Raw genomic sequence first — 22,137 nt, 5'->3', positions numbered from 1 at the left:
GTCCCCGCGCCGCGCCGGTTGCCGCGCTCCGCTCATGCCAGCCGCTCCGGAAGCCACAGCCGCAGCACCGTGCCGGCGCCCGCGCTGCTCTGCAGTTCGACCCGCCCCTGGAGGCGGTTGACCACGAGGTTGTGGACGATGTGCAGGCCGAGGCCCGTCCCGCCGCGGGCACGCGCCGTGGTGAAGAACGGGTCGAACACGCGGCCGAGGTCGGCGCCGTCGATGCCGCGCCCGTCATCGGCGATCGAGAGACCGATGCCGTCCCCGGACCGGATCCCCGTGATGGTGATGCGGCCACCCTCCCGCTCCTGAAAGCCGTGCTCGATCGCGTTCTTGACAGCGTTCGACACGACCTGCGCCAGGATGCCCGGCAGCGTGTCGACGACGAGATCGGGCGGGCATTCGACCACGAAGACGTGCCGGCCCGGTCGCGCCAGGGCGCGCAGGCTCTTCAGCAACTCGTCGATCCAGTCCGCGAGGTTCAGCGCGCGGCGGTCCTCGATGGCCTGATCGGCCGCCACCTGCTTGAAACTGTAGAGGAGGTCGGCCGCGCGCATCAGGTTGCTGGTCAGGAGCTGAGCGCCCTCCCGCATCCGCCCGGCATACTGGGTCAGCCGCGAGCGGGAGAGCTGGTTCTCGCCCACCAGCCGCTCGAACGCGGCCGAGTCGGACTGGACCTGCGTCGCCGTGGTCAGGGCGATGCCGAGCGGGGTGCTGATCTCGTGCGAGACGCCCGCCACGAGCTGGCCGAGCGACGCGAGCCGCTCCGCGCGGATCAGGTCCTCCTGGGCCTGCCGCAGAGTGGTGAGCGCGTCGTCGGCCCGCTGCGAGGCGTTGCGCCGGTCCGCCTCGCGACGGCGGATCTGCTCCAGGAACGCGTTCGTCGCCCTGGCGATGTCGCCGAGTTCGTCGCGCCGCGTGAGCAGGTGGCCGTCGCGGCCGATATCCTCTGGCGCGGGCGCGGCGGCGGCCGTGACGATGCTGTGCTGCAGGGCGTGCAGCGGCCGGGTGATCGAGCGCGCCACCGCGGCGGCGGCGCCGATCCCGAGGCACAGGGCGCCCACTGCCCCGACGACCAGGAGCTGCCGGATCACGCTGCCGAACTGGTCGGCATCGTCGATGAAGGCCCGGCTCAGGGTCTGCGCGTTGGCGCTCATCGTGGCGGCGCGGCTGTCCATGTCGGCGATGGTGTCGTTCTGCTCGCCGATCTTCTCGATCGTCGCGGCGAGCTGCGCGCGCCAGCCGTCGATCGCCTCCGCCATCTCGTCCCGGATGCTCACCGGGATGAGCAGCGTCCGGGACGTGCCCGACAGCTCCGCGCCCGCCTCCAGCACCCGCGACGCCTCCGCGGTGTCCCGGCGCGCGAGCGCCGCATCGGTCCGCCGGGCGAGGCGCAGGGCCGTGAGGGCGATGTCCTGGGCGGAGAGTTCGGCCTCGTTCGAGAGGACCGAGTGACGGATCAGGAGCGCGACCTCCTCGTACAGCCGGTTCTGGCGGGCGACGCTCACTTGGACGAGCTGGTCGCACCACTCGACCAGGACGCGGCCGGCCTGGGTGGCGCGGGTCAATTCGAAGCCCTCGGACAGGACCCGGTTGAGGTCGTCCTCGGTCCGGCTCCGGTCGCGATACGCCTTCAGGAGCTCCGTCGCCCGGTCCGCCGCCCCCGCCTCGCCGTCGACCCGCAGGACGCGGCGCAGCCGGTCGCCCACGGCGTCGAGCTGGCGCAGGTCGGCGGCGAGTTCGTCGAACTCGATCGGGAAGACCGGGCGGCCGATGCGCGCCCGGTTCAGCTCCGCGGTGCTGATCGCCTCGCGCAGCTCCCGGAGGGCGGTGACGACGCCCTGATTCCGCTCCAGCTCGGCATCCTTGACGGCCAGGACGGCGATCAACTGGGCATTGTCCTGCTGCTGGCGCCGGCGCGCGACGTCGGTCAGCGCGACCAGGGCGTCCGCCCGCCGGGCCATGTCGGCGATCGTGGCGGTCGCCGTGCGCTCGGAGAGCAGGAGCGAGCGCATCCGCGTCACCTGCGAGTTCAGATCGCCCGTGACGGTCGCCACGAGCGCGGACTGGCCGCGCGTGCGCGCGAGACCCTCGAGACGTTCGAGCTGCCCGGCCGCGGTGGCGGCCCGCTCGTCGAAGCGGCGCTCGGCCTCGTCCCGCCGCGCGGTGCCGCCGCTGACGGCGTCCGCCCGCGCCCGGTTCATCGACGTGAGCGTCTGCGCCGTCTCCGTCGCCACCACGGCGCCGGTCCGGGCGCGCTCGGCCTCGTAGAGCAGGATCCAGGCGCCCAGCGCGATGGCGGCCGCGACGAGGATCGGGATCGCGCCGACCACGAGGACGCGGCGCGCGATCCCGGACCGCCCGAACCCGCGGGTCATCGCGCCTCGCACCGTGTCCCGCGCCCCGTCACCCGTGCGGCCTCCCGATCGGTCGCCGATTCCGCGACGACACATTCCGTTATTCTGCCATCGGCGCGATGACTTCCCGAGAGCGCTGAAGCAACACGGGACGCAATATTCCCGCAGCACGGCTTCCGTAGATACCGCCTCGCACAACGGTCCTCGAAGACCGAACGAGGGGAAACACCATGCTCGACGTCATCGCCCGCCTCCTGCTCTCGGCCGGAATCATGGTCGGTACGACCTACCTGCCCGCGCTCTCGCGGGCCGTCAGCGGGCAGCCGGCCGGCACCCGGGTCGCCACCGCCCCCGCGCCTGCCTGCCCGGCGAAGCCCGCGACGGCCGGGCTCCGCGCCCTGGCCTGCCTGGGCTGACCGGCATGGAGACGCTGCCTCTGGTCCTGCTCGTGGGCGGGAATGTTCTGCTCGCCATCCTGATCCCGCTCCTCGTCTGACAGCGCCGCGATCGTGATCTGCGAGCCGCCCGGGGAGCCGGTCGATCAGCACCGGCCCCGAACCGCCGCTGCGGTCGGAAGTTGCCCGACGGTGAGGCCTCGATTAGCCGGACCCCGCGGCCGGCTCGGGCCGCGCCCCGTGTCACGATCCGCCGCCGCCCATGCCCGAGTCTCCACGCCTCGCCCGGGACCGATCCCGCACCGCGGCCCTCGCTCTGGCGATGCTGATCGGCGCCGGCGATACCCGCCCGGGCTGGTCCCTCGACCTGCCGGACGGCCCGCGGCCCGCGCGGCCGTCCCGGCCGGTGGCGCCGGAGCTGGCCGCGGCCCTCGCGGCCTACAGGACCTACGTCGTGGCCCAGGCCGACGCCTTCGTGCGCGAGACCGCGCGCTTCGTCGCGGCGATCCAGGCCGGGCAACTCGCGGAGGCGCGCCGGCTCTACGCCCCGGCGCGCGCGCCCTACGAGCGCATCGAGCCGGTGGCGGCGCTGTTTCCCGAACTGATCAAGCGGCTCGACGTGCGCAGCGACGAGTTCGAGCTGCGCGAGCGCGATCCCGCCTTCGTCGGGTTCCATCGCCTGGAGATGGTCTTGTTCACCCTGAGCACGACGGAGGGGCTCGGCGAGATCGCGGAGCGGCTCGCCGCCGAGACCGTGACCCTGCGCGACCGCATCGCGGCGCTCGCCATCCCGCCCGCCCGGGCGGTCGGGGCGGCCTCGGCCCTGATCGAGGGTATCGCCGCCACCAAGATCAGCGGCGAGGAGGAGCGCTACAGCCGCACCGACCTGTGGGACTTCCAGGCCAACATCGAGGGCTCGAAGGTCGTGTTCACGCTCCTGCGCCCGCTCCTGGCGGACCGCGACTTCGTGGCCCGGGTCGAGCGCAGCTACAAGCGGGTCGAGGACCTGCTCGCCCGCTACCGCAGCCCGGACGGCGGTTTCCAGAGCTACGACAACCTGACGGCCCGGGATCGCAACGCCCTGAAGGGTCCCATCACCCTTCTGGCTGAAGATCTGTCGACGCTGCGTGGCCGGCTCGGTCTAGATTGATATCATTGCCGAGGTGTCGTCCTGTGGCCTTTCTTATAGGCTACAGTGCGGCAGAACGACCAGATTTTGCCGAGCGACAATGCGGTTCCCTTCACCGGTCACCACCCGCCGCCGGTTCCTCGGCGGCTTCGGCGCCGCCGCGCTCCTCGGGCCCGCCCGGGCCGAGGACGCGACGCCGACCACCGCCACCGAGGGCACGCTCGTCGCCCAGCCCTTCTACGGCCCTCATCAGGCCGGGATCGTCACCCCGCAGCCGGCCGCCGCCCTCTACGTCGCCTTCGACGTGCTGGCCGAGCGGCGCGGCGAGCTGCCCCACCTGTTCCGGACGCTCACCGAGCGCCTCGCCTTCCTGACGCGGGGCGGCGCCGTGCCCGATCTCCACCTCCAACTGCCGCCGCGCGATTCCGGCATCCTCGGGCCGACGGTCCTGCCGGACAATCTCACCGCCACGGTCTCGGTCGGCGCGAGCCTGTTCGACTACCGATTCGGCCTGGCCCGCGCCCGCCCGCGCCATCTCGGACCCATGGAACGCTTCCCCAACGACGCCCTCGACCCGGCCCAGTGCCACGGCGACCTGTTGATCCAGTTCTGCTCGAACACCGCCGAGACCAACATCCACGCCCTGCGCGACGTCATCAAGGCGACGCCCGGCCTCCTCACGCCGCGCTGGAAGATCGAGGGTTTCCTGCCGCCCCACGTGGTGAAGACCATGGGGGCCGACACCGTGCGGAACATGCTCGGCTTCAAGGACGGCACCGCCAACCTCGACGTGCGGGATCCCCGGCTGATGGACCGCTACGTCTGGGTCGGGGCGGGACAGGACGAGCCGGCCTGGACGGCGGGCGGAAGCTACCAGGTGGTGCGGATCATCCGCACCCTCGTCGAGCGCTGGGACCGCACGCCGCTCGGCGAGCAGGAGGCCATCATCGGCCGGCACAAGGGCAGCGGCGCGCCGCTCAGGCAGGGACACGAGCGCGAGGTTCCCGACTACGCCGCCGACCCGGACGGCGAGGCCATCTCGCTCGCCGCCCACATCCGTCTGGCCAATCCGCGCCTGCCGGGCACCGAGGGCAGCCTGATCCTGCGCCGCAGCTACAACTATTCCCGCGGGCTGACCGCCGCCGGCCAGCTCGACATGGGCCTGCTGTTCGTCTGCTACCAAGCTGATCTCTCGGCCGGCTTCATCACGGTGCAGAACCGTCTGTCCGGCGAGGGCCTCGAAGAGTACATCCGCCCGACCGGCGGCGGCTACTTCTTCGCTCTTCCCGGCGTTCCGGGGCCCGAAGCCTTTCTCGGGGAAGGCCTGCTGGCCGCGGTCTAGACATCGCCGTACCAGGTACCGGTTTCCGGATGCGACGGAGCGGCCGCCGGATGTCGGGTCCGATCCGTTGCGTCGAATCATTGCGCGACGGCCGGCTCCATCCATCCTGACCGGACGGACGGGACGGCGGGACGAGCCGGGCGATGCGCCCCGCCGTCGCGGGGAGCCGACATGCTGGTCGATACCGGGGCGTGCGAGGGGATCGCGCACCTCTGCCGCGACGGGCGCGCGGTCCCGTGAGGGCCTGTGGCATCGACCGGGATGGCCTGCCTCCCGAACCGTCCCAATCCGATCGGACCGCGCGCCCGTCAGTCGGCGAGGTGCCGCAGGGCGGCGGCGTTGCGCAGGATGACGGTCCGGCGGTTCGGAGGCAGCTCGATCAGCCCCGCCCGCTCGAGCTGGGTGACGGCGCGGGAGACGCTCTCGATCGTCAGGCCCAGATGGTCGGCCATGTCGTTGCGCGACATGGGCAGGCAGACCGCCCCGCCAGCGTCCGCCGTCCGCTCCGAAAGGGCGAGCAGGAAGCTCGCGATCCGTTCCCGAGCGGATTGGCGGCCGAGCAGCATCATGTGCTCCTGCGCCCGCTCCAGGTCGCGCATCATCGCGGCCACGACCTCGCGGGCGAGGTTGCCGTCGTCGCCCGTCAACGCCCGCGGCTCGCGGCGATGGACGACGAGCCGCGTCTCGGTGACGGCGTCGGCGCCGAACCGGTGTTCCTCACCGCATTCCAGACCGAAGATGTCGCCCGGCAGGTAGAAGGCGCCGATCTGCCGCCGACCGTCCGACAGCAGCTTGTAGGTGCGCACCACCCCGACGACGATCTTGTAGAAGGACATCGCCCGGTCGCCCTCGGCGTAGATCTCCTCGTTGGCCGCGAGGGTCCTGCGCGTCACGGTCCGCGCGTCGGACGCGAGCGACGCGGGGAGGGCTGCCGGCGCGCCGCGTCCGAAGACGGGGGCGAGGCCGGCGGCGGCGAGGGCGGTCTGCATGGGAGCCTCCGGGAGCGGAACGTGGCTCTTGGCTACGCCCTTCCCCGGCGCGGCGACATTCGGGGGCTTCTCTTAAGGGGTTTTACGGAGGCCGATCCGGTCGTCGGGGTGGAGGGCCAGGGCCTCGTGGATCCCCTCCAGGAGCGAGCCGTCCTCGAAAGGCTTCTCGACCACGCGTCTGAAGCCGGCATCCGCCGCGAGGCGGCCCAGGTCGCCCGACAGGCGGCCGGTGATCAGGATCGCCGGCAGAGCGACGTTGCGCGCGCGCAGCCGGGCCACGAGTTCGAGCCCGTCCATGTCGGGCATCCGGTAATCGACCAGGAGACAACCGTCCGTCGGCAAGGCGACGTCGCGCAGAAGCTGCGCGGCGCCCGCGTACAGGCGGACCTGCAATCCTTCGAGCTCCAGGACGAATTTCAGGGAGTCGCGGACGGCCTCGTCGTCGTCGACGACGAGGACCGGCCCCGTGAGCTTCGGCATTGCGGTGCCCGATCCTTCGTTGGGCCGGCGTAGGCCCGCCTCGGGCCGGGCGCCTTGATCTGCCTCAAGCAGGTCCCCCGCGTGTCGCGTGGCCCGCGAACGCGGTTCCCGCTTCGCGCCCGACGCCGCCCCGACACGGTGCCCCGGAGGTCCGGAAGACCGGCCGGACGCATGCCGGGTCGCCGCCGCGCTCAGTCGCCGTCCGCCTGTCCCGCGATCAGAGCCATGCGGACGAGCTCGGAGAGGCTGCCCGCCTGAAGTTTGGACATGACGTTCGCGCGGTAGATCTCCACTGTCCGCGGGCTGATGCCGAGGTCGAGGCCGATGACCTTGTTAGCCTTGCCGGCGACCAAGCCTTCCAGCACCTGCCGCTCGCGCTCGGTCAGCTCGGCCAGGCGCGCCCGCACCGCGTCGCGCTCGGACGCGCGCTTGCTGGTCCGGTCCGCCCTCGCCAGGGCCGAGCGGATGCTGGCGAGGAGCACCTCGTCGTCGAACGGCTTCTCGATGAAGTCGACCGCGCCGGCCTTCATGGCCTCGACCGCGAGGGCGACGTCCGCGTGGCCCGTCATGACGATGACCGGCGGCAGGCCGCCCCGTTGGCGCAGACGGTGCAGGAGCTCGACGCCGTCGATGCCGGGCATCCGCACGTCGGTGACGACGCACCCGACGCGCTCGGTCTCCGCGGCCAGGAAGGCGGTCGCGGAGTCGTGGACGCGGACGGCGAGCCCGTCGGTCGCCAGCAGGAAGGCCAGCGCCTGGCGCACCGCGAGATCGTCGTCCACGATGTGCACGGGCGCGTCACTCGACATGAGCCATCTCCTCGCGGTCGAGGGTGCGCAGGGTGAAGCGGAAGGTGGTCCCGCCGTCCGGGCCGGGGCCGGCCTGGATCTTGCCGCCGTGGGCCTCGACGATGGTCCGGCAGATGGACAGGCCGACGCCCATGCCGTTCGCCTTCGTGGTCACGAAGGGCTGGAAGAGCTGCTCGGCGATCTCTGGGGCGATGCCGGGTCCGGTATCCGACACGCGCACCTCGACCAGGCCCTCGGCGGGGAGCGCCCGCGTGGCGACGGTCAGGTCGCGCCGAGCGACATCCTGCATGGCCTCGATCGCGTTGCGGATCAGGTTGAGCAGGACCTGCTGCACCTGGATCCGGACCGCCATCACGAGGGGCGCGTCCGGGTCGAGGTCGAAGCGGACGCGCACGCCCTTCTCCTTGGCGCCGACGAGGGCGAGGGCGCTCGCTTCCTCGATCAGCTTGGGCAAGCCCTCGATGTGCCGCTCGCTCTCGCCGCGCGACACGAAATCCCGCAGGTGCCGGATCACCTGCCCGGCTCGCAGGGCCTGATCGGCAGCCTGGTTCACCGCGTCGGCGAGCAGGGGCACCTCGGGACCTTCCATGCGCCCGAGGAGGCGGCGGCAGCCTTTCAGGTAGCTCGCGATCGCCGTCAGCGGCTGGTTGATCTCGTGGGCCAGGGTCGATGCCATCTCGCCGAGGGCGGTGAAGCGCGACATGTGCACCAGCTCGGACTGCAGCTCCTGCAGGCGGGTCTCGGTCTGGTTCCGCTCGGTGAGGTCGCGGATGAAGCCGGTGAAGTAGCGCTCGCCGCCCGAGCGCATCTCGCCGACCGACAATTCCATCGGGAAGGTCGAGCCGTCCTTGCGCTGCCCGACCACGACTCGGCCGATGCCGATGATCCGGCGCTCACCCGTCACGAGGTAGCGGGACATGTAGGCGTCGTGCTGGCTGCGGTACGGTTCCGGCATCAGCAGGCTGACGTTCCGGCCGACCACCTCGTCCGAGCCGTAGCCGAACTGGCGCACGGCGGCCGCGCTGAACGATTTGATCTGCGCCTGCTCGTCGATGACGATCATCGCATCGGGCACCGTGTCGAGGATCGAGCGCAGGTGGGCCTCGCGCGCCCGCAACTCCTCGTCGGCCTGCTTCTGCTCGTGGATGCTGAAGACCACGCCGCGGTGCCGGCACGGCCGACCGTCGGCACCGACCTGCACGCGCCCGCGCGAGCGCAGCCAGTGAACGCGTCCGTCGGGATGCACGGTGCGGAAGTCGATCTCGTAGCTCCCGCCGTCCGTCAGCGCCCGCCCGATCGCCGCCGCCCTGGCGGCGCGATCGTCCGGATGCACGAAGGCCTGCGTCTCGGCAAAGGTGGTGAGACGCTCCGGCGGCACGCCGAACAGGCGGATGCAGGACGGGAGGATCGTGACGCGCCCGGTCGGGATGTCGAGGGCCCAGCCGCAGATGCCGGCTTCGTCGAGCGTCAGCCGCAGGCCGTCCGCGTCGAACGGGTCGCCGTTGCCCGCGGCGGGCACGTATGGGGGTTCAGGCGTCGTCATGTCGGCCGCGCAGGGGGACGGCACCGTCATCCGTCCAGGTCGTCGGCGCCCGTCTTACACCGCCGGTTGCATCGGAAAACAGCCGGCGCGCGGGGATGTCCGCGGTCCGGCGTCATCACCGCGCGCGGCGCTGCCGGCTAGGCCGCGCGGCTGTGCATCGCGGCAGAGGTGCCGAGATGCGCGTCGAAGGCGGCGGCGACGCTTCTCACGAAGGCCCTCGCGTCGTCGGGGACGTGGAGGGTGGCGCCTTCCCGGCGGACCAGCCCGTCGGCCAGGAGCCGCGGCAGGCGAGGCAGCGCGGCGAGGAGCGCGTCCGGATCGCGCCGATGCGCGCGGCACACGGCACCGACGTCGACTCGGAACTCGCACATGACCCGCTCGATCAGGTCGGCCCGGAGACGGTCGTCCGGCGTGAGGGCGTAGCCCTTCAGCGTCGCGAGCGCCCCCCGGGCGACCCGGTCCGCGTAGCCGCGCAGGGCCGGGTCGTTCTGGGCGTAGCCCTGCGGCAGCCGCCCGATCGCCGATGCCCCGAAGCCGATCAGCAGGTCGCTCGGATCCGTCGTGTAGCCCTGGAAATTCCGGCGGACCGCACGTCCCGCCCGCGCCAGCGCATCCCCCGGCAGCGCGAAGTGGTCGAGCCCGATCCGCGCGTAGCCGGCCTCACCGAGCAGGGCGGCGATGGCCTCGGCTTGGGCCTGCCGGACGCGGCCATCCGGCAACGTCGCGTCCTCGATATGGCGCTGATGCTTCTTGAACGTCGGGACGTGGGCGTAGCCGAACACGGCCAGGCGATCGGGCCGCAACCGCAGGGATTGCCGGACCGTCTCGACGCAGGACGCCACCGACTGATGCGGGAGGCCGTAGATCAGATCGAGATTGATCCCGTCGACGCCAGCGGCCCGGAGACCCGCGACGGCCGCCGCGGTCTCCGCGAAGCTCTGGCGGCGCCGGATCGCGTCCTGGACCACCGGGTCGAAGCTCTGGACACCGAGGCTGGCCCGCGAGACGCCCGCGGCGCCGAGCGCCCGCGTCATCGCGGGGGTCAGGGTGCGCGGATCGATCTCGACGGCGATCTCGGCGTCCGGGTCGACGGGGAAATGGTCGCGGAGGAGCGCGACGAGCTCGCGGAAGCCGTCCGGCGTCACGATGGTGGGCGTACCGCCCCCGAAATGCACGTGGCGGACGCGCGGAGCCCGGTCGAGGTGGCGCGCGACGAGCACCGTCTCGGCCCGCAGGGTGGCGAGGTAGGCGGCGATGGGCGCGTCGTGCTGGGTGATGGTCGTGTGGCACCCGCAGTACCAGCACATCGACCGGCAGAAGGGGACGTGCAGGTAGAGCGACGCGGTCGCGTCCGCGGGTATCCCGCGCAGCCAGTCCCCGTAAGTTCCGGCATCGACCGCGTCGGTGAAATGGGGACTCGCCGGGTAGCTCGTGTAGCGAGGCAACCGCTCCGCGCCGTAGTGCGTCCGCAAGACCTCGCGCATGCGCGTTTCCTCATCGTCCGCGCCGGGACCCGCACGGGCCCGCGCTGTCGAAGCAGCCGTATCGTCTGGCTGCCTGCGCGACCTTGATCTGACGCAATCGCCCTGACGGCAGGACGTGCGGTGGCGCGCGCCTCCGGGTTGGCAGACTGAACCGCTCCGGATGCCGCGGCCGCGTGACGTCGGCCGTCGTGCAGGACGCGGGACTCCGCGCCTCGGCGATTTTCGCCAGCGCGGTCGCCATCGGGCGCCGGCCGGAGAGGGCGATCCGGTGAGGGCCTCTGGCTGTCCGCTTCAGCGGAGTCCTACCGAGGGACCACGGTTGCGCATCTGATTAGGGACATCAGGCCGAGGGTCTGAAATTCTCCTGTCCTGTGCCGAACAAGGCCCGTCATCGCGTCGACAGGGCGTCCCGCTTCGGCGCGGTGACCTGCCGGAGCAGGCGTCCGAGCTGCTCGGCCGAGTACGGCTTGTGCAGGACGGAGAACCCGTGCGTGCCGTCCTGTGCGAGGACGTGGCTGTAGCCCGAGGCCAGGAGCACCGGCAGTCGCGGCATCCGGCGCCTGAGCTCCTGCGCGAGGGCCAACCCGCCCATCCCCGGCATGACCACGTCCGAGAACACGACGTCGAAATCCGCCCCCTCGGATCCGAGCCGGTCCAGAGCCTCCTCGGCATTCGCCGCCCAGCTGGTCTCGTAACCGAGATCCTCCAGGATCTGGGTGGCGAAGGTGCCGACCTCGACATTGTCCTCGACCACGAGAACGCGCTGTCCGGAACCGATGGGAGAGGCCGGCTCCGCGGCGGCGACGGCCACGTGCGGCAGGGTCTCGGCCGCGACTTCGGGCAGGTAGAGCGTGAAGGTCGTCCCCGCGCCGAGCACGCTCTCGACCGCGACATCGCCGCCCGATTGCTTCGCGAAGCCGAACACCTGGCTCAGGCCCAGGCCCGTCCCCTTGCCGACCTCCTTGGTGGTGAAGAAGGGCTCGAAGATCCGGTCCAGCACCTCCGGGGCGATGCCGGAGCCGGTATCGGTCAGCGCGATCGCGGCGAAGGGCTGGGCGCTGGCCGCGTGGCCCCGGATCGCCGGCAGCGGGCAGGTGCAGGTCAACCGCAATGTGAGGGTGCCTTCGCCGTCCATCGCGTCGCGCGCGTTGACGGCGATGTTCACCAGCGCCGTCTCGAACTGGCTCAGGTCGGCGCGCACGGCGCAGGAGATTTCTGGGACCTCGGTGACGACGCGGATCCGCGCACCGGTCACCGTGTCGAGCAGCTCGGCCACGGCCCGCAACCGGTCACCGAGGTCGAAGACCTGCGGGGCCAGGGTCTGGCGGCGGGCGAAGGCGAGAAGCTGGCCGGTCAGCTTGGCGGCGCGATCGACCGTGTCGGACACCGCGTCGAGGTAGCGGGCCTTGCGCGCCTCGGGCAGTTCGGGCCGGCGCAGGAAGTCGACGGACGAGCGGATGATGGTGAGCAGGTTGTTGAAGTCGTGCGCGACGCCGCCCGTGAGCTGACCCACCGCCTCCATCTTCTGCGACTGGCGCAGCGCTTCCTCGGTCTTGAGCAGCTCCCCGGTGCGTTCCGCGACACGGCTCTCGAGCGTCTCGTTCAGCTCGCGCAGACCGTCTTCGGCGAGCTTGCGGTCGTGGATGTCGGTCGACGTCCCGAACCAGGCGGTGATGGTCCCGCCGGGATCGCGCAGCGGCTCGGCCCGGGCCATGTACCAGCGATACGCCCCGTCGTGCCGGCGGTAGCGGACCTCGATCTCGTAGGTGACGCCGCGCTCGCGCGCGTCCGACCAGACCGCCGCCGTCCGCGCGCGGTCGTCCGGAGAACCGCCTCGATCCAGCCATCGGGCAGCGACGCCCGCGTGTCGAGGCCGGTATACGCGCACCAGCGGTCGTTCAGGAAATGCAGCTGGCCGTCCGGCGAGGCGAACCAGACGAAGGCTGGCACGACGTCGGTCAGCGTACGCAGCCGTGCCTCGGCCTCGCGGCGCTCGTCGATGTCGATCACCGACCCGAAGTAGCCGAGAAACGCGCCGTCGGCGTCGAATCGCGGCGAGGCGGCGTCGAGCGCCCAGCGGTAACGTCCGTCCCTGTTCCGGAGGCGGTATTCGAGGCGGAACGACGTCCGGTCCGCGTTCGCCGCCAGGAACGCCTGTTCGGACCGGATGCGGTCGTCGGGATGGATCGCGTCGAGCCAACCGAGCCCGAGTGCCTCGGCCTCGGCCTGCCCCGTGAACTCGTACCAGCGGCGGTTCAGGTAGATGCACGCGCCGCTCTCGTCGGTGATCCAGGTCATCACCGGGGCGTCGTCCGCCATGGCGCGGAACCGCGCCTCGCTCTCCCTGAGCCGCGCGTCGGCCTCGTGCCGGAACGTGACGTCGCTCGCCATCCCGAACCACTCGGTCACGGTCCCGTGCCGATCGATCACCGGCACCGCGCGCGACAGCGTCCAGCCGACGCGGCCGTCGGCGCGCCGGACCCGGTGCTCGAGCTCGAACAGGCCCTTGCGGCGGACCGCGTCGTTGACCGCAGCCTTGACCGCCGGCCTGTCGGCCGGATCGACGTAGTGATCGAGCCAGCGCACGCTCGGCTCCGCCAGGTCGGACAGGAAGCCGCGGCCGTCGAGCTGGCGCATCTCCTGCCAGTCCGAACTCATGTGGTAGACCACGTCGGAGGTGGCGTGGACCAGGGCCCGGAGCCGCGCCTCGCTGACCCGCAGGCTCGCCTCGACCCCGACACGCTCGATATGCGCCCAGCAGCGCTCGGTGACTTCGCGGATGAGCGCGAGCTCGGCGTGCGACCAGCGGTGGGGGTGCGCGTGGTGGATGGCCATCAGGGCCGCGAGCCGGCCGTCCTTCACCAGCGGCATGCAGATGGTGGCCGCGATCCCGATCGCCCGGAAGGTCTCGGCCTCGTGCGGGGCGAGCTCGGCGACGTTGTCGTTGACGATGAGGGGCCGACCGGCATTCAGCTCCCGGACGGCCAGCGCGCCGAAATCGGCGAGGCTGTAATGCCCCAGGATCGAGGGCGATGTCGGGGCGTGCCAGTTGCCGCGGATGGTGAAGCCGTCGCCGTCCGGATCCATGTCGGCGTAGGCGCAGTTCGACAGGTTCAGGTGCGCGCCCACGCAACGCGTGGTGATCTCCAGGATCGCGCCGGCGTCGCGAGCATTCGCGGTTGCCTGACCCAGCTGGTCGAGGAAGCGGAAGCGGCTCTCGTTCTCGGCGATCCGGCGCGCGCTGAGGACGCGTTCGGTGATGTCGAGCGCCGTGGCGAGCGTGCCGATCGGCGTGCCCCGATCGTCCAGGACAGGGGTGTATTCCAGGTCCATCCAGGCCGTCTCGGCGCGCCCGTGCCGCCAGAGCTCGAGTTCGTGGGCGCGGAAGCTGAGCGGGCGACCGGACAGGCCGCTCGCGATCACGTGCGCGTTGAAGGCGCGGGCTTCCGGCCAGAGCTCCAGGAGGCGCCCGCCGAGGGCCTCCGGATGATGGGGGCCGCAGATCTCCGCGTAGCCCTGATTGTAGACCAGGATGCCGTCCCGGCCCCAGATCGCCACAGTCGGGACCGGCGAGAGCAGCAGGGTCTGGACGATGGTGCGGACGGGCGCGGGCCAGGTGCCGATGGCTCCGAGCGGTGTCGCCGCCCAGTCGTGGCTGCGGATCAGGTCGCCGAGCGCCCCGCCTCCGACCGGAGACCAGTTCTGCGGGACGGCCGCGCCCGTCATCGATGTGAATACGGAAACCAATGCATCGCGGTGCTTGTCGACGCGCGGGCGCGCGTCGTCAACGGGGCGGGCGCCTCGGGGCAGGCGGCGCCCTGATGGCGCGCCGCGCGAGTCCCGCCTTCGCACCCAGCGGGGCGACCGGTCGGCCTCGGGCGTCCCGACGTTCCCTCCCGGGGGCGAATCCGCTAGGCGTGGTCGCCGGTCCAGAACGCGCTTTCGCTTTCCCACGACGCTGGCGCGCTCGCACCGAAAAGGGTTTCGTTTTCGTCGCGCGGAGGTCTGCCGGTATGCTCTCGGAGCGTCAGAACGCGATCATGGACATCGCGCGGACCGAAGGGCGCGTCTCGGTCGACGCCCTGTCCGGTCGGTTCGCGGTCAGCGTGCAGACCATTCGGAAGGATCTCAACGACCTGTGCGACGCGCGTCTGCTTTCGCGCATCCACGGCGGGGCTGTGCTCGGCGCGGGGGCCGAGAACCTCGACTACGAGGCCCGCAACGCGCTGGCGGCGCCCGAGAAGGCGGCGATCGCGCGCGCGGCCGCCGACCTGATCCCGGACCGCTCCTCGCTGTTCATCAATATCGGTACCACCACCGAGGCCGTCGCCCGGGCGCTCCTCGGCCATTCCGGGCTCATGGTGATCACCAACAACCTCAACGTCGCGCTCGCCCTGCGGCCGAGCCCCGAGATCGAGTGCATCGTGGCGGGCGGCCTGATCCGTCGCTCGGACGGCGGGATCGTCGGGGAGGCGGCGGTGGACTTCATCCGCCAGTTCAAGGTCGATTTCGCGGTGATCGGAGCCTCGGCGATCGACGAGGACGGGGCGCTCCTCGATTTCGATTATCGCGAGGTCCGGGTCGCCCAGGCGATCATCGCCAACGCCCGCCACGTCGTGCTGGTCGCGGATTCCACCAAGTTCGAGCGGAGCGCCCCGGTCCGGCTCGCCCAGCTCGGCCAGATCGGAACCTTCGTCACCGATCGCTGCCCCAGCGAGACGCTGCGCGACCTCTGTCGCGCGTCCGGCGTCCGCCTCGTCGAAACCGGTCGTTGAGCGTATCGCTTTCGATTGACTTTCCTTTGGTTTCGTATTCAATTCCTCTGCTTTCGCAGTCGCGCGCCGGACGCCGCGACACGAAAGGGGGAGGATCATGCGCACGTTCGACGTTGCCGTCATCGGCGGGGGGATCAACGGCTGCGGGATCGCGCGGGACGCGGCCGGCCGCGGATACTCGGTCTCGCTGACCGAGCAGAACGACCTCGGCAGCGGCACCTCGTCATGGTCGACCAAACTGATCCACGGCGGCCTGCGCTACCTGGAGCACTACGAGTTTCGCCTCGTGCGCGAGGCGCTGGCCGAGCGCGAGGTGCTCTGGGGCATCGCGCCCCACATCGTGCGCCCGCTGCGCTTCGTCCTGCCGCTGCATACCGGCCTGCGTCCGGCCTGGCTGCTGCGGATCGGGCTGTTCCTCTACGACCATCTCGGCGGCCGCAAGCGCCTGCCCGGCACGCGCCCCGTGGACCTCTCCGGCCCGATCGGCGCCCCGCTCAAATCCGAGTTCCGGCGCGGCTTCGAGTATTCGGACGCGCGCGTCGACGACACGCGGCTCGTGGTGCTCAACGCGCGCGATGCCGAGGCGCGGGGCGCCGAGATCGCGGTGGGAACCCGCGTCGTCTCGGTCCGCCGCGAGGGCGATCTGTGGCGCATCGTCCGGCGCGAGCTGCAGACCGGCCGCGAGGACGAGATCGCCGCGCGCTTCCTCGTGAACGCGGCCGGACCCTGGGTCGACCGGGTGATCCAGGGGCCGCTCGGCCGGAGCGAGGCGAAGCACGTGCGCCTCGTGCAGGGCTCGCACATCGTGACGCGCAAGCTCTACGACCACGACCGGGCCTTCATCTTCCAGAACGCGGACGGGCGCATCATCTTCGCGATCCCCTACGCGAACGACACGACCCTGGTCGGCACGACGGACCGTGATTTCTCCGGCGATCCCGCCGACGCGGCGATCACCGAGGAGGAGACCGCGTATCTGCTGAGCGCCGCCAGCGAATACTTCGCGACGCCGCTGCGCCGCGACGACATCGTCTGGTCCTTCTCGGGCGTGCGCCCCCTCTACGACGATCACGCCTCCGCGGCGCAGGAGGCGACGCGCGACTACGTGCTGAAGACGGACGGCGCGGCCGGCGAGGCGGCGGTGCTCAACATCTTCGGCGGAAAGATCACGACCTACCGCAAGCTGGCCGAGGATGCCCTGAAGGAGATCGGTCAGCGCCTCGGCGCGCGCGGCCGCTCTTGGACCGGAAGCGCCGCGCTGCCGGGCGGCGATTTCCCGGTGGACGGGGTGGCCGAGCTCGAGGCGCGCCTCGCCCGCGCCGCGCCCCAGCTCGCGGCCGCCACGGTCCAGCGCCTGGTGGCCGCCTACGGGACGGACGCGCTGCGCATCGCCGCGAATCTCGGGCCCGACCTCGGGCACGGCCTCCACGAAGGCGAGCTGCGCTGGATGATGGACCGGGAATGGGCCCGCACCGCCGAGGACGTGCTCTGGCGTCGGTCCAAGCTCGGCCTCGCCTTCTCGGCCGACGAGGTCGCGGCGCTGCGGGCGCGGATCGCGACCATGACCGGCCGGCACGCCGGCGCGATGGCCGCCGGCTGAGCCGGCCGCCCCGCGCGGGCGGCAGGGGAACCGCACGACGGCGACCCGGCCGAGCCGGAGATGCGCCGCACCACAAGGAGGAAACGATGCCGCGACCGGACAACGCCGTCCACCATCGCCAAAGGTCGAGACCGGACGCGCGGATCGCGCGTCGGCACGCCGCGGGATCCGCTTCGGCGCGACGCTGAGCGCGGCACGTCACCACCCCGTCCAATCCGAGATGCGCCCGGGATGAGCCCGGGCCCGTCCGCGATCTCACGAAGGCGCGCCATGATCGGCTTCCTCGCTCCCGCGGCCCATCGGCCACCCATTCAGACGGATCGCGTCGATCCGACCTACCGCAAGCTGCGTTGGCAGATCTTCGCGGGAATCTTCCTGGGCTACGCGGGCTATTACCTGCTGCGCAAGAACTTCTCGCTGGCCATGCCCTACTTGGTCGAGCAGGGCTACAGCCGCGGTGAGCTCGGCACCGCGCTCTCCGCGGTGGCGATCGCGTACGGCCTGTCCAAGTTCCTGATGGGCATGGTCTCGGACCGCTCCAACCCGCGCTACTTCCTGCCGATCGGCCTCGTGCTCTCGGCGCTGGTGATGTTCCTGTTCGGCTTCGTGCCCTGGGCGACGTCCAGCGTCGGCATCATGTTCGTGCTGCTCTTCCTCAACGGCTGGTTCCAGGGCATGGGCTGGCCGCCGAGCGGTCGCACGATGGTGCACTGGTGGTCGCAGAAGGAGCGCGGCGGCGTCGTCTCGGTCTGGAACGTGGCGCACAACGTCGGCGGTGGCCTGATCGGGCCGCTCTTCCTGCTCGGCCTGGCCTGGTTCAACGACTGGCACGCGGCCTTCTACGTGCCCGCCGCCGTGGCGCTCGGCGTCGCGGTCTTCGCCTTCCTGACCATGCGGGACACGCCGCAATCCTGCGGGCTGCCGTCCGTGGAGACCTGGAAGAACGATTATCCGGAGGGCTACGACGCCAACCACGAGCGCGAGTTCTCCACGCGCGAGATCTTCGTCGAGCACGTGCTGAAGAACCGGATGCTCTGGTACATCGCCTTCGCCAACGTGTTCGTCTACCTGCTCCGCTACGGTGTGCTGGACTGGGCGCCGACCTACCTGAAGGAGGCCAAGCACTTCTCGGTGGACAAGACCTCCTGGGCCTACTTCCTCTACGAGTGGGCCGGCATCCCCGGCACCCTGCTCTGCGGCTGGCTGTCCGACAAACTGTTCCGCGGCAATCGCGGCGCGACGGGCGTGGTGTTCATGTTCGGCGTCATGGCGGCGACGCTGGTCTACTGGCTCAACCCCGAGGGCAACCCGGGCGTCGATCTCGCGGCCCTGATCTGCATCGGCTTCCTGATCTACGGGCCGGTGATGCTGATCGGTCTCCAGGCCCTCGAGCTCGTGCCCAAGAAGGCGGCCGGGACGGCGGCGGGCTTCACGGGCCTGTTCGGGTATCTGGGGGGCTCCGTCGCGGCGAGCGCGCTGGTCGGCTACACGACCGACCATTACGGCTGGAACGGCTGCTTCATCCTCCTGCTGGCGGCCTGCGTGCTCGCGATCGTCTGCCTGGCCCTGACCCTGCGGCACACCGGCACGGCGGCCCCGCAATTCGCCTGACCGCCGGTCCTGTCGGCGCGGCAGGGAGGCTGAAGCCCCCCTGCCGATCCCGTGCCGGCGGATCAGGCCGGAGCGCCCAGAGCGGCCGACTGGCCCGCGCGGCGGTCGATCAGGCGCGTGGTGACGGGGCCGCAGGTGCCCCTGATCGCCGTCCACAGGCCGCGCGGTTGCCGTCGGCTTCGGTGAGCCACGTCGTGACCGGGGGCGTGAAGCCGCCGGGCAGGGCGGTCGCCAGCGGGTCGGCGAGGACGAAGCCGGCCGTGCGCACCCTCGCCGGGACCACCTCGGTCGGCGCCACCACCATCGCGCCGTTGCCGCTGCCGTACAGGAAGGACAGCCGAGGAGCGCGATCAGCACGTTGCCGACGCTCGCGTTGGCCGCGGGCCAGCCCAGCACCGGTTAGGCGGTGCGCAGGGTGGGCGCCGAGATGACGAGCAGGATCGGCTTGCGCCCGATCCGGCCGGACAGCGCCCCCATGACCGGCAGCCAGAACAGGTTCGACAGGGCGGTGCAGAACGGCAGCAGCAGGCTGTCGGTCTCGGACAGCTCGGATCGGCGGAGCGGTCGCGCTCGCATCTGCTGCCGAGCGGGCGGGGCCGGTGGCGCGCGTCGATCTGCGCGTGCCCCGGGCGCCGCAACGCCGGCCGAGCCCGGGGCTGCACCCGCGCGGCGCGCGCCCGTCACATCGCCCCGAGCGCCCGGGGAAGCCACAGGGACAGGGCGGGCCAGTAGGTCACCAGGACCAGAAAGGCCAGCATCGTCAGGAGCCAGGGCAGCACCGCGACCGTCAGCTCGGAGATGCCCATATGGGCGATGCCGCTGGCGACGTAGAGGTTGAGCCCGACCGGCGGATGGCACAGGCCGACCTCCATGTTGACCGCCATGATGATCCCGAAATGGATCGGGTCGATCCCGAGCTTGACGGCGATCGGGAACAGGATCGGCGCCATGATCAGCAGGATCGAGGACGGCTCCATCACGTTGCCGGCGATCAGCAGGATGATGTTGACCACGAGCAGGAAGATCAGCGGGCTGAAATTCATGGCGATCAGCCACGCCGCCATCGCCTGCGGGATGTTCTCCGAGGTCATCAGGAACGAGAACAGCACCGCGTTGGTGATGATGTAGAGCAGCATCGCGCTCATGTTGGCGGAGGCGAGGAGCACGCGCGGCACGTCCGACAGCTTCAGGTCGCGGTAGACGAACACCGCGATGACGAAGGCGTAGACGGCGGCGGTCGCGGCCGCCTCGGTCGGCGTGAAGATGCCCGCGTAGATGCCGCCGATCACCATCACCACGAGGAACAGGCCCCACGCGCTCTCGCGGAAGGCGCGCAGGCGCTCGGCCCAGGAGGCCTTCGGCATGCGCGGATAGCCGCGGCGCTTGGCGATGACGAAGGTGACGGTCGCCAGCATCGCCGACAGGACGATGCCGGGCATCACCCCGGCGAGGAACAGGTTGCCGATCGAGGAATTCGTCGACACGCCGTAGAGCACGAGGATGATCGAGGGCGGCACGAGGATCCCGAGCGCCCCCGACGTGGTGATCACCCCGGCGCCGAAGCGCTTTGGGTAGCCCTCGGCCACCATGGCCGGCAGGATGATGGAGCCGATCGCCACGACCGTCGCCACGCTCGATCCCGACACGGCGGCGAACAGCGCGCAGGCGACCACGCCGGCGAGGCCGAGGCCGCCCGGCCAGTGCCCGACGAGCGAGGTCGTGAAGGCGATCATCCGCCGTGCCACGCCGCCATGGGCCAGGAAGTTGCCGGCGAGGATGAAGAACGGGATCGCCATGATCGAGAAGTTCTCGATCCCGGTGAACAGCTTGAGCGCGACGCTCTCGATCGGCACCTGCGTCAGGGTGAACAGGAAGGTCAGCACCGTCAGGCCGAGCGCGATCGAGATCGGCATGCCGGTGAGCATCAGGGCGATGAGCAGCCCGAAGATGATCAGGCCGCTCATGCGGGGCCTCCCTCGCGGCCGAGCTGGACCGGGTCGACGCCCTCGACGGTCGGGACGCCGTCGACATGGGCGTGGTCGCGGGCGGGCAGGTGCCCGGTCGTCCAGTAGCCCCACGCGACCTGCAGGAAGCGGAAGCACATCAGGTAGGAGCCGAGCGGGATCGCGAGGTAGACGATCCAGACCGGGATCTCCATGTCGGGCGTCGTCTGGTCGGTGTGACCGATGCGCCAGACGAAATTAGCGCCGAGCGTGCCGACGATCCCGGTGAACAGCGCGCCCGCCGCGAGGCTGACCAGGACCATGATCCGACGCGCGCCCGGCGGCAGCCGGTTGACCAGCACGTCGACGCCGACATGGATGCCGGTGCGCACGCCGTAGGCCGCGCCGAACTTCGCGACCCAGATGAACATGTAGATGCACAGTTCCTGCGACCAGCCGAAGTCGATCCGGTCGGTGTAGTCCTGGAGCGCGGGGATGCCGGAGAGGAACCGGTGCACCACCGTGGCGAAGGTGATGACGGTCGCGGCCGCCATCAGCGTTCCGATCAGCACCTCTTCGAGCCGATCGAGAAGTTTCAGCAACATGGTCGGTCCGGGCGGCGCGGCGGCAGGATCAGTTGTTCGGCGCCGCCTCGGCTTCCTTGTTGAGCGCCGTGACGAGATCCTTGCCGACGCGGGAGGCCATCTCGCGCTGGACCGGTGCGAGCGCCTTGCGCCACGCGGCGTTCTCGGCCTCGGTCGGGGTGTAGACCTCGGTCTTGCCCGTGGCGCGGATGTCGGCGAGCGCCTTCTCGTTCTGCTTGTCGGCGATCTCGTGCTCGTAGGCGGTCGCATCCTTCATCGCGCCCTCGAGCGTCGTGCGGATGTCGGCGGGCAGGCCGTCCCAGAAGCCCTTGTTCACGATCACCGCGTAGCCGATGTAGCCGTGATAGGTCAGCGTGGCGTGCTTCTGCACCTCGTTGATCTTCTGGGTCGTGACGTTCGACGGCGGGTTCTCCTGGCCGTCGACCACACCGGTCTGCAGCGCCTGGTAGAGCTCGGAGAAGGCCAGGACCTGCGGTAGCGCGCCGAGCTGCTTGAACTGCGCCTCCAGCACCTTCGAGGACTGGATGCGGAACTTCAGGCCCTTCACGTCCTCGGGGGCGTGCATGGGCTTGTTGGCGGTGAGGATCTTGAAGCCGTTGTCCCAGTAGCCGAGGCCCTTGATCCCCTTGGATTCGAGCTTCTTGAACAGGCCCTGGCCGATCGGCCCGTCCTGGACGCGGCGGAGCACCTGCTCGTTGGGGAAGATGAAGGGCAGGTCGAAAGCCTCGAATTCCTTCACGCCGAGGGGGCCGAACTTGCTCGTGGACGGCGCCAGCATCTGCACGGCGCCGAGCTGGAGCATCTCCACCTCTTCCTTGTCCTTGTAGAGCGTGCTGTTCGGATAGATCTCGACCTTGACCCCGCCCTTGGTGCGCTCCTCGGCGAGCTGCTTGAACCGCTCGGCGCCCTGACCCTTGGGCGTGTCCGTGGTGACGACGTGGCTGAACTTGATGACGATCGGACTCTGCGCCGCGGCCGGCGCCGCGAGGGCGAGCGCACACACGAGCGCACCGAGAATCCGAGCCATCATCGCGTCCTCCCAGACTGATTCCGCGTCGTTGCGCGGATTGAATTT

At 70.8% G+C, this 22,137-nt stretch carries 16 protein-coding genes and 1 pseudogene; 6 read left to right on the top strand and 11 right to left on the bottom strand.

From position 1 onward, the window contains the following. Window positions 1-32: 32 nt before the first annotated feature. Window positions 33-2,378 carry a HAMP domain-containing sensor histidine kinase gene (locus tag BKE41_RS17490; protein WP_012320224.1) on the bottom strand — a complete coding sequence of 782 codons (2,346 nt, stop codon included), beginning with the start codon at window positions 2,376-2,378 and terminating at the stop codon, window positions 33-35. 209 nt (window positions 2,379-2,587) lie between these two features. On the opposite strand from BKE41_RS17490, the gene BKE41_RS17485 reads away from it, so the two are divergent. From BKE41_RS17485 to efeB, 3 genes are all read left to right on the top strand, one after another. Next, on the top strand, window positions 2,588-2,773 hold the full coding sequence (locus tag BKE41_RS17485; RefSeq protein WP_012320223.1) for a hypothetical protein: 186 nt from the start codon (window positions 2,588-2,590) through the stop codon (window positions 2,771-2,773). 241 nt (window positions 2,774-3,014) lie between these two features. Continuing rightward, a complete protein-coding gene (efeO, locus tag BKE41_RS17480; protein WP_024829404.1) occupies window positions 3,015-3,902 on the top strand; it encodes an iron uptake system protein EfeO in 888 nt (295 codons plus the stop codon). Window positions 3,903-3,981: 79 nt separating this feature from the next. Continuing rightward, window positions 3,982-5,223 (top strand): iron uptake transporter deferrochelatase/peroxidase subunit, encoded by a 1,242-nt coding sequence (gene efeB, locus BKE41_RS17475; RefSeq protein WP_012320221.1) that lies wholly within the window; start codon window positions 3,982-3,984, stop codon window positions 5,221-5,223. A 308-nt stretch (window positions 5,224-5,531) separates the two neighbouring features. Here efeB and BKE41_RS17470 read toward each other — a convergent pair whose 3' ends face one another. The 6 genes and pseudogenes from BKE41_RS17470 to BKE41_RS32620 form a co-directional block, all read right to left on the bottom strand. Beyond that, window positions 5,532-6,212 (bottom strand): helix-turn-helix domain-containing protein, encoded by a 681-nt coding sequence (locus BKE41_RS17470; RefSeq protein WP_012320220.1) that lies wholly within the window; start codon window positions 6,210-6,212, stop codon window positions 5,532-5,534. A gap of 72 nt (window positions 6,213-6,284) precedes the next feature. After that, the gene (locus tag BKE41_RS17465; protein ID WP_024829406.1) at window positions 6,285-6,692 is read right to left on the bottom strand and encodes a response regulator; all 408 of its coding nucleotides are present in this window, start codon (window positions 6,690-6,692) and stop codon (window positions 6,285-6,287) included. Window positions 6,693-6,883: 191 nt separating this feature from the next. Beyond that, a complete protein-coding gene (gene fixJ / locus BKE41_RS17460) occupies window positions 6,884-7,501 on the bottom strand; it encodes a response regulator FixJ (protein ID WP_012320218.1) in 618 nt (205 codons plus the stop codon). Beyond that, window positions 7,491-9,044: a PAS domain S-box protein gene (locus BKE41_RS17455; RefSeq protein ID WP_024829407.1), complete on the bottom strand. Its 1,554-nt coding sequence runs from the start codon at window positions 9,042-9,044 to the stop codon at window positions 7,491-7,493. The genes fixJ and BKE41_RS17455 overlap by 11 nt, the downstream gene beginning before the upstream one ends. A gap of 137 nt (window positions 9,045-9,181) precedes the next feature. Beyond that, window positions 9,182-10,528 (bottom strand): oxygen-independent coproporphyrinogen III oxidase, encoded by a 1,347-nt coding sequence (gene hemN, locus BKE41_RS17450; RefSeq protein ID WP_070999911.1) that lies wholly within the window; start codon window positions 10,526-10,528, stop codon window positions 9,182-9,184. Window positions 10,529-10,916: 388 nt separating this feature from the next. Beyond that, window positions 10,917-14,254 (bottom strand): annotated as a pseudogene (locus tag BKE41_RS32620) (PAS domain S-box protein). Window positions 14,255-14,541: 287 nt separating this feature from the next. On the opposite strand from BKE41_RS32620, the gene BKE41_RS17440 reads away from it, so the two are divergent. The 3 genes from BKE41_RS17440 (at window position 14,542) to glpT (ending at window position 18,514) form a co-directional block, all read left to right on the top strand. Next, window positions 14,542-15,303 carry a DeoR/GlpR family DNA-binding transcription regulator gene (locus BKE41_RS17440; protein ID WP_012320213.1) on the top strand — a complete coding sequence of 254 codons (762 nt, stop codon included), beginning with the start codon at window positions 14,542-14,544 and terminating at the stop codon, window positions 15,301-15,303. A 97-nt stretch (window positions 15,304-15,400) separates the two neighbouring features. Further along, window positions 15,401-16,903, top strand: a complete 1,503-nt coding sequence (glpD, locus tag BKE41_RS17435; protein WP_070999910.1) for a glycerol-3-phosphate dehydrogenase — start codon at window positions 15,401-15,403, stop codon at window positions 16,901-16,903. A gap of 270 nt (window positions 16,904-17,173) precedes the next feature. Further along, window positions 17,174-18,514 (top strand): glycerol-3-phosphate transporter, encoded by a 1,341-nt coding sequence (glpT, locus tag BKE41_RS17430; protein ID WP_012320211.1) that lies wholly within the window; start codon window positions 17,174-17,176, stop codon window positions 18,512-18,514. Window positions 18,515-18,913: 399 nt separating this feature from the next. On the opposite strand, the gene BKE41_RS32615 is transcribed toward glpT, so the two are convergent. The 4 genes from BKE41_RS32615 to BKE41_RS17415 all read right to left on the bottom strand — a co-directional run bounded on the left by BKE41_RS32615 (window position 18,914) and on the right by BKE41_RS17415 (window position 22,092). Continuing rightward, complete coding sequence (locus BKE41_RS32615; RefSeq protein ID WP_312892750.1) at window positions 18,914-19,090, bottom strand: hypothetical protein; 177 nt, start codon at window positions 19,088-19,090, stop codon at window positions 18,914-18,916. A gap of 104 nt (window positions 19,091-19,194) precedes the next feature. Then, entirely contained in the window at window positions 19,195-20,478 is a 1,284-nt protein-coding gene (locus BKE41_RS17425; RefSeq protein WP_070999909.1) for a TRAP transporter large permease subunit, read from the bottom strand. Further along, window positions 20,475-21,062 (bottom strand): TRAP transporter small permease, encoded by a 588-nt coding sequence (locus BKE41_RS17420; protein WP_053621018.1) that lies wholly within the window; start codon window positions 21,060-21,062, stop codon window positions 20,475-20,477. Before BKE41_RS17420 ends, BKE41_RS17425 begins: the two co-directional genes overlap by 4 nt. A gap of 28 nt (window positions 21,063-21,090) precedes the next feature. Then, window positions 21,091-22,092: a TRAP transporter substrate-binding protein gene (locus BKE41_RS17415; protein WP_083374378.1), complete on the bottom strand. Its 1,002-nt coding sequence runs from the start codon at window positions 22,090-22,092 to the stop codon at window positions 21,091-21,093. Window positions 22,093-22,137: the final 45 nt, after the last annotated feature.

It is taken from the genome of Methylobacterium sp. C1 (assembly GCF_001854385.1).
GTDB lineage: Bacteria > Pseudomonadota > Alphaproteobacteria > Rhizobiales > Beijerinckiaceae > Methylobacterium > Methylobacterium radiotolerans.
The sequence above is the reverse complement of the archived record's forward strand: the minus strand, read 5'-3'. Positions and strand labels throughout refer to the sequence as shown.

Coding starts and splice junctions, on each gene's coding strand:
- BKE41_RS17420 (WP_053621018.1), bottom strand. CDS start 21,062: ATGTTGCTGAAACTTCTCGATCGGCTCGAAGAGGTGCTGATCGGAACG.
- BKE41_RS17470 (WP_012320220.1), bottom strand. CDS start 6,212: ATGCAGACCGCCCTCGCCGCCGCCGGCCTCGCCCCCGTCTTCGGACGC.
- BKE41_RS17415 (WP_083374378.1), bottom strand. CDS start 22,092: ATGATGGCTCGGATTCTCGGTGCGCTCGTGTGTGCGCTCGCCCTCGCG.
- BKE41_RS32615 (WP_312892750.1), bottom strand. CDS start 19,090: ATGCGAGCGCGACCGCTCCGCCGATCCGAGCTGTCCGAGACCGACAGC.
- BKE41_RS17440 (WP_012320213.1), top strand. CDS start 14,542: ATGCTCTCGGAGCGTCAGAACGCGATCATGGACATCGCGCGGACCGAA.
- BKE41_RS17490 (WP_012320224.1), bottom strand. CDS start 2,378: ATGACCCGCGGGTTCGGGCGGTCCGGGATCGCGCGCCGCGTCCTCGTG.
- BKE41_RS17485 (WP_012320223.1), top strand. CDS start 2,588: ATGCTCGACGTCATCGCCCGCCTCCTGCTCTCGGCCGGAATCATGGTC.
- hemN (WP_070999911.1), bottom strand. CDS start 10,528: ATGCGCGAGGTCTTGCGGACGCACTACGGCGCGGAGCGGTTGCCTCGC.
- fixJ (WP_012320218.1), bottom strand. CDS start 7,501: ATGTCGAGTGACGCGCCCGTGCACATCGTGGACGACGATCTCGCGGTG.
- glpD (WP_070999910.1), top strand. CDS start 15,401: ATGCGCACGTTCGACGTTGCCGTCATCGGCGGGGGGATCAACGGCTGC.
- glpT (WP_012320211.1), top strand. CDS start 17,174: ATGATCGGCTTCCTCGCTCCCGCGGCCCATCGGCCACCCATTCAGACG.
- BKE41_RS17465 (WP_024829406.1), bottom strand. CDS start 6,692: ATGCCGAAGCTCACGGGGCCGGTCCTCGTCGTCGACGACGACGAGGCC.
- BKE41_RS17455 (WP_024829407.1), bottom strand. CDS start 9,044: ATGACGACGCCTGAACCCCCATACGTGCCCGCCGCGGGCAACGGCGAC.
- efeO (WP_024829404.1), top strand. CDS start 3,015: ATGCCCGAGTCTCCACGCCTCGCCCGGGACCGATCCCGCACCGCGGCC.
- BKE41_RS17425 (WP_070999909.1), bottom strand. CDS start 20,478: ATGAGCGGCCTGATCATCTTCGGGCTGCTCATCGCCCTGATGCTCACC.
- efeB (WP_012320221.1), top strand. CDS start 3,982: ATGCGGTTCCCTTCACCGGTCACCACCCGCCGCCGGTTCCTCGGCGGC.